This window comes from Bacillus sp. JJ634 (genome assembly GCF_036962285.1).
Classification (GTDB): Bacteria; Bacillota; Bacilli; order Bacillales; family DSM-1321; genus Peribacillus; species Peribacillus asahii_A.
The window spans coordinates 1-6,909 of sequence record NZ_JBALMU010000151.1 but is presented as its reverse complement, the minus strand read 5'-3'; the positions used below and the strand labels follow the sequence as shown (position 1 = coordinate 6,909).

5 protein-coding genes are annotated in these 6,909 nt (G+C 37.6%); all 5 read right to left on the bottom strand.

The window, feature by feature from the left end:
- Positions 1-44: 44 nt before the first annotated feature.
- The 5 genes from V7068_RS19510 to V7068_RS19490 all read right to left on the bottom strand — a co-directional run bounded on the left by V7068_RS19510 (position 45) and on the right by V7068_RS19490 (position 6,688).
- The gene (locus V7068_RS19510) at positions 45-1,331 is read right to left on the bottom strand and encodes an adenylosuccinate synthase (protein ID WP_252292402.1); all 1,287 of its coding nucleotides are present in this window, start codon (positions 1,329-1,331) and stop codon (positions 45-47) included.
- Positions 1,332-1,575: 244 nt separating this feature from the next.
- Entirely contained in the window at positions 1,576-2,940 is a 1,365-nt protein-coding gene (gene dnaB, locus V7068_RS19505) for a replicative DNA helicase (RefSeq protein ID WP_127762371.1), read from the bottom strand.
- Positions 2,941-3,294: 354 nt separating this feature from the next.
- Entirely contained in the window at positions 3,295-3,744 is a 450-nt protein-coding gene (gene rplI, locus V7068_RS19500) for a 50S ribosomal protein L9 (RefSeq protein ID WP_499714166.1), read from the bottom strand.
- Entirely contained in the window at positions 3,741-5,711 is a 1,971-nt protein-coding gene (locus V7068_RS19495) for a DHH family phosphoesterase (RefSeq protein ID WP_499714165.1), read from the bottom strand. Before V7068_RS19495 ends, rplI begins: the two co-directional genes overlap by 4 nt.
- A 35-nt stretch (positions 5,712-5,746) precedes the next feature.
- The gene (locus tag V7068_RS19490) at positions 5,747-6,688 is read right to left on the bottom strand and encodes a YybS family protein (protein WP_499714164.1); all 942 of its coding nucleotides are present in this window, start codon (positions 6,686-6,688) and stop codon (positions 5,747-5,749) included.
- Positions 6,689-6,909 lie beyond the last annotated feature (221 nt).

Here is a 6,909-nt window from a genome sequence, read left to right as displayed (position 1 = left end):
TGACAAAAGGCTGGATATCCAGCCTTTTGTCATCTATGCAATCATTATCTCCAAGGATTATTAACAACATTTGTTTGTGTACGATCAGGACCTACAGAGAAAGTAGCTAATGGAACGCCGACTAATTCAGATACACGCTCTACATAGTTACGTGCATTAGCTGGAAGCTCCTCTAGTGTTCTACATCCTGTAATATCTTCTGTCCAGCCTGGAAGCTCTTCATATACTGGTTCGCATTCTGAAATTGCGTTTAAGCTTGCAGGATACTCTTGGATTGTTTCACCGCGATATTTATAAGCAACACAGATTTTCACTTTTTCAAGCCCTGTTAATACGTCAATAGAGTTTAAAGAAAGATCTGTAATACCGCTTACACGACGAGCATGACGAACAACGACAGAATCAAACCAACCTACGCGTCGTGGTCTTCCTGTTGTCGTACCATATTCACGGCCTACTTCACGAATTTGGTGGCCAATTTCATCATGTAATTCAGTTGGGAATGGACCATCTCCAACACGGCTTGTATAGGCTTTACATACACCTACTACATGGTCGATTTTTGTTGGACCTACACCAGAACCAATTGTTACACCACCAGCTACAGGGTTAGATGAAGTAACGAATGGGTATGTACCTTGATCAATGTCTAACATGATTCCTTGAGCACCTTCAAATAATACGCGTTTTCCTTCATCAAGTACATCATTTAAAACAACAGAAGTATCACAAACATATTGCTTAACTTGTTGTCCGTACTCATAATATTCATCTAAAATATCTTCAACTTTAAATCCTTCTGTTTCATAAAAACGTTCAAACAGAAGATTTTTATCAACAAGATTCTTCGTTAACTTTTCTTCAAAAATCTCACGTTCTAAAAGGTCTGCCATACGGATACCAACACGTCCGACTTTATCCATATATGCAGGTCCGATTCCTTTTATCGTTGTTCCAATTTTATTTGCACCTTTGCGATCTTCCTCTACTCTATCTAATTTAATATGATATGGAAGAATTACGTGCGCACGATTAGAAATACGAAGATTATCTGTACTAATTCCATGCTCATGCAGGTAAGCAATCTCTGTGACAAGAGCTTTTGGGTCAATTACAACCCCATTACCAATGACACAGATTTTATCACTATTAAAAATCCCTGATGGAATTAAGTGAAGTTTATATGTTACTCCGTTAAACTTAATCGTATGCCCTGCATTATTACCACCTTGATAACGTGCAACGGCTTCCGCGCTTTCGGATAGAAAATCTGTAATTTTACCTTTACCTTCGTCTCCCCATTGTGTACCAACGACTACAACTGATGACATTTTATTAAAGCACCTCCAAAGGTTCACTAACTATTCCTTATCAAACAAACCTATTTTACCAAGAAGAGAAATGGAAAGTCAACAAACTTCCGAACATTATAAAATCCTATAAAATATTTGTTCGTATATTTCTATATTAATAGAGGGTAATACCTCTATCATTGCCCGTCTTTTTCGATTCCTTTGAACTTTTATTCGCTATATAAAATAACCCCCGCCCACTAAACGTGAGGCGAGGATTATTCTACGCTCCTGGCGGCATATTAGAGTCATCAAAACGACGTTCTAGATTAACGAACTTATTATACTCCTTAACAAAAGCAAGCGAGACAGTACCTACTGGACCATTCCTTTGTTTAGCAATAATAATTTCAATAATATTCTTATTCTCGGATTCTTTATCATAGTAATCGTCTCGATATAAGAACGCAACGATATCAGCATCTTGCTCAATACTTCCTGATTCACGAATATCCGACATCATTGGGCGCTTATCTTGACGTTGCTCTACACCACGTGAAAGCTGTGATAAGGCAATTACAGGCACTTCGAGTTCTCGAGCTAACGCTTTAAGCGACCGTGAAATTTCTGATACTTCTTGCTGACGATTTTCACCTGAGCGGCCATTCCCTTGAATTAACTGCAAGTAATCAATCAAAATCATTCCAAGGCCATTCTCCTGCTTCAAACGGCGACATTTGGAACGAATTTCACCGATTCGAACACCTGGTGTATCGTCAATATAAATACCTGCATTAGACAAGCTTCCCATTGCCATCGTAAGCTTCCGCCAGTCCTCATCCGTTAAAGCGCCCGTTCGTAAGTTCTGCGCATTAATGTTTCCTTCCGCACAAAGCATACGCATAACAAGCTGCTCTGCTCCCATCTCCAAGCTAAAGATTGCAACGTTTTCATCTGTTTTCGTTGCAACGTTTTGAGCAATATTTAGCGCAAATGCAGTTTTACCAACAGATGGACGAGCCGCAACAATAATTAAATCATTACGCTGGAACCCAGCTGTCATTCGATCTAATTCAGCAAAGCCGGTAGGAATCCCTGTGACATCACCTTTACGGTTTGTTAGTTCTTCAATATTATCGTAGGTACGCACAAGCACATCTTTAATATTTTGGAATGAACCACTATTTTTACGCTGGGCGACTTCCATAATATTTTTTTCAGCTTCACCAAGTAAATCCTCTACCTCATCCTCACGACTATATCCTTCTTGAGCAATATTCGTTGCTGTTCGAATTAAGCGACGCAGCAATGACTTTTCTTCAACGATACGTGCATAATACTCGACATTAGCCGCAGTCGGCACAGAACCAGCTAGTTCACTTAAATACGTAACTCCGCCGATTTCTTCTAAACTTTTAGTGGCTGCCAATTCTTCTGTTACAGTAATTAAGTCAACAGCCATTCCTTCATCATTCAACTTAAGCATTACATTAAAGATTTTCTGATGTGCGCTACGATAGAAATCTTCCGGAATTAATACCTCAGACGTAACTGTCAACGACGAAGGTTCTAGAAAAATCGCACCTAACACTGCCTGCTCTGCTTCTATATTTTGTGGCGGGATACGATCTTGAAATTGTTCATTCATATTTAAGAGCCTCCTGTTCTCAGAGGTTATTAAGAAAAGCCCAAGGCGCCCGTTATCGGCAATAAGCATAATGACAAGCGCTAAGGGCGTTCTTTGCCTTCTGAAGTGCTCGTCTAGACCATAGAACCGATAGCGCCCGGAGCTAGACACCAAAACATATCGAAAATTTTATACTCTCTTACCTTATTAACAATAAGCGTAAGACACGATAACGATTTTATCTACTATTCATAGAAAAAGAAAAAAGTGAAAGGACGTATTGCCCAATCACATTTTTTCGTCTATCTCTATTTTATCAATTTTCTACAGATAAGATAGGAGTAAAATTTTCTACTACTTAAAATCACACTAGATTTACTTAATTTCTTTTACATGAACAGTTAGTGTAGCTGTTACTTCATGATGAAGTTTTACTGGGAATTTCGTATGTCCTAAAGAACGAATGCCATCTGCTAAATCCATTTTACGTTTGTCGATTTTAATACTGTGTTTCTTTTGAAGTTCATCAGCAATTTGTTTCGTTGTAATCGATCCAAATAATCGACCACCTTCTCCTGCCTTTGCAGAAAGCTCAACTGTTAATTTCTCTAACGTTTCTTTTAACTCTTTTGCTTGTTGTAACTCTTCTGCAGCTAGCACTTGCTCTTTATTTTGTTGTGCCTCTAATGTTTTGATATTTGCATTATTCGCTTCTACTGCTAATCCTTGCTTTAATAAGAAGTTATGTGCATAGCCGTCCGCTACGTTTTTCACTTCTCCTTTTTTCCCTTTACCTTTTACATCTTTTAGAAATATAACTTTCATTCTTTTTGTCCTCCTTCTAAGTATTCATCAATAGCTTCAAACAATCTTTTTTCTACTTCTTCAACAGAGCCAATTTGCTGAGCTGCTGCATTCGTAAGATGGCCGCCTCCGTTCAGCATTTCCATAATCACTTGAACATTAATATCACCAAGTGAACGGGCGCTGATTCCAACTGTGTCTTCAGAACGCTTTGCTATCACAAATGATGCTAATACTCCATCCATTGAGAGAAGTGTATCGGCTGCTTGCGCAATTAATACTTGATTATGAATGGCATTGTCTTTAGAGGTGGCAATCGCAATCCCTTGCTTATAAAAGGAAACCTCCTTAATCAACTTTGCTCGTTCAATATACGTATCAACATCTTCCTTTAAAAACTTTTGCACAAGAACAGTATCCGCTCCACGTGCCCGCAAATAAGACGCAGCATCAAACGTACGTGAGCCTGTGCGAAGTGTAAAGCTTTTCGTATCCACAATGATTCCAGCAAGCAGCGCTGTTGACTCCAGCATATCAATTTTACTTCGTTTTGGTTGATATTCAAGTAATTCGGTCACAAGCTCGGCTGTTGAAGATGCATAAGGCTCCATATAAACAAGTAAAGAATGATTAATGAACTCTTCGCCACGACGATGATGATCAATCACAACTACTTTATCGATGCGGTTTAACACGCGCTCATCCATCACCATCGATGGCTTATGTGTATCCACTACAACAAGCAATGTTTCATCCGTAACCATCTCTAATACTTCATCCGGTGAAATAAAGCGTGTATATAATTCCGGCTTATTTTCAATTTCAGCCATTAAACGACGAACGCTATTATCGAGCTGTTGTCGATCAATGACAATATATCCATCGCGCTCATTCATTTGAGCTACTTTTAAAATCCCAATGGCTGATCCAATCGCATCCATATCTGGATTTTTATGACCCATAACAATCACTTTATCGCTTTCAAGTACCATGTCCTTTAAAGCGTGAGAAATAACGCGAGCCCGCACTCTTGTGCGCTTCTCCATCGGGTTTGTTTTACCGCCAAAGAATTTTACTTTTCCATTTGACTGCTTAATTGCAACTTGGTCTCCACCACGGCTTAATGCCAAATCTAAACTTGATTGAGCAAGAGCTCCTAGCTCAGGTAAAGAAGAAACACCAGAACCAACACCAATACTTAAAGTTAGCGGAACATTTTGCTTCGCTGTCGTTTCGCGAATCTCATCTAATATTGTAAACTTTCCTTTTTCTAACTGATGAAGAATATTTTCATTGAAGACCGTTATAAAACGCTCAGATGATGTTCGTTTCAAAAACACACCATTTTCTTTTGCCCATTTATCAAGCAAAGAAGTAACTAAACTATTCAGGCTGCTTTTACGTTGGTCATCCATGCCCTGTGTTAACTCATCATAGTTATCTAAATAAATCGTTGCAATAACCGTTCTTTCGTCTTCATACGTTTTTTCTATTTCTACTTGCTCTGTCACATCGAAGAAATACAGTAATCGTTCATCTCGTTTATGAATGACTTTAAATTTACGCTCGTTTAATGTCACTATGTCCATCTCAATTTCTTGCTTTACAAGCGGTACAAGAGAATCTGCGACATCATACAGCGACCTTCCTGCGAGCGAATCCTCGGCAAAGCAAGACGCTAAAAATGGATTTGTCCATTCAATATAATAATCTTCATTAATTAACATAATCCCAATCGGCATTTCTAATAAGGCTTCCTCACCGACTTTCTTTAATCGGTAAGATAAGGTTGTAATATACTCTTCTGTTCGACGTTGATGCAGAATCATTTTTTGTATCGTCAAATAAAATAAGCCTGATACGACAACTACTCCAATGGCTGCGATTATCCAATTATAATACGCAAACATACCTATACATAAAACAGCGACAATAAACAGCCCATACAACGGAGATCGTATCGAACGCTCCTTAAAAAAAGATGGCATAATTTCAGCTCCTAAAAGCATCTGGTTTACTAAAGCTACTTCGACTTCGTAATTGCCTCACGAAACGGAAATCCTAAATCTATTATACCTAATATCCGGACGATAGTAAGGAAAATCGGATTTAGTAACGATACAATGGTAATTAAGATGGGTACAAATTTTCCCCAACCCTTCACATAACTTATATAAAAAATAAGTGAAAAACCTTGTAAAAGGATAAATAATTGCAAAATAAACATCAAATTTAATATCGCCATATTCACATAGCTATGATCATCCGTATTCATGAAAAAAGTAGCTACAAGTGTAATTAAATAATACCATAAAATACTTTTGGGCAGGCGAAGTTCACGAAAAAGCGGCCATTTCACCACTTTGTCACTAAATCGTTTGATAAACGGTTGAGAAGCTAGAATGAATATATACGCCATTACCATTGCAGAAATAACTAGCATACTTGGAATCATCATTGGAATCATCTCAATCGAATCACGCATTTGCTGCTTCATATCATCTGTTACATTTTGCCCAAGCATATCCATCATATCAAAGGATGTTTCCATCGATTCTTCAACCATCGTTAACGTTTCATCTACTACATTCATGTCTAATATGATATTCGTGGCAATAAGGATAAGTAAACTCCCGACTATAAAAGCAAGAACTGAACTAATAAACATCTGAATTGTTGATTTATTATGTTTTACATGATATCCGATAACGATTCCCATTACTCCCGTTAACAAAACGGTAGGCAAGGATAAAATAGTTCCAATAATGATCCCCAGTACAGAGGCCACAGCTAAAAATCCGATTGACCAAGAAATGGTTTCTTTAATTATTACTAATACAAAAGGGATAGGTAACAAGAAAAAAGTAATCATTCCTAGGAACGGGATATGTATCGTTATAAATAATAAAATACTGTACAGAGCTAAAAGCATACCGCCTTCAGCAATTTTCTTTCCTTTATTCAATCCTTCACATCCTCTCCATCAAACATATTTTCTTATGTACCGCTTTTATTGTAGCTGTTTCTACTATAGAATTTCAAATATCGCTTATATTCCCTTTTTTTAAACAATAACTTGGTTACGTAATTTTGTTAATAAGAGGGCTTAAACGATAAAACACTTTAAAAAAGAGAGCCACATAATCTGATTAAAAAACCTCCACTAATTGGAGGTTTTTTAATCAG

What these genes read in the sequence shown, in the direction of transcription:
- V7068_RS19510 (WP_252292402.1), bottom strand. Translation starts at nt 1,331, where the DNA reads ATGTCATCAGTTGTAGTCGTTGGTACACAATGGGGAGACGAAGGTAAA.
- dnaB (WP_127762371.1), bottom strand. Translation starts at nt 2,940, where the DNA reads ATGAATGAACAATTTCAAGATCGTATCCCGCCACAAAATATAGAAGCA.
- rplI (WP_499714166.1), bottom strand. Translation starts at nt 3,744, where the DNA reads ATGAAAGTTATATTTCTAAAAGATGTAAAAGGTAAAGGGAAAAAAGGA.
- V7068_RS19495 (WP_499714165.1), bottom strand. Translation starts at nt 5,711, where the DNA reads ATGCCATCTTTTTTTAAGGAGCGTTCGATACGATCTCCGTTGTATGGG.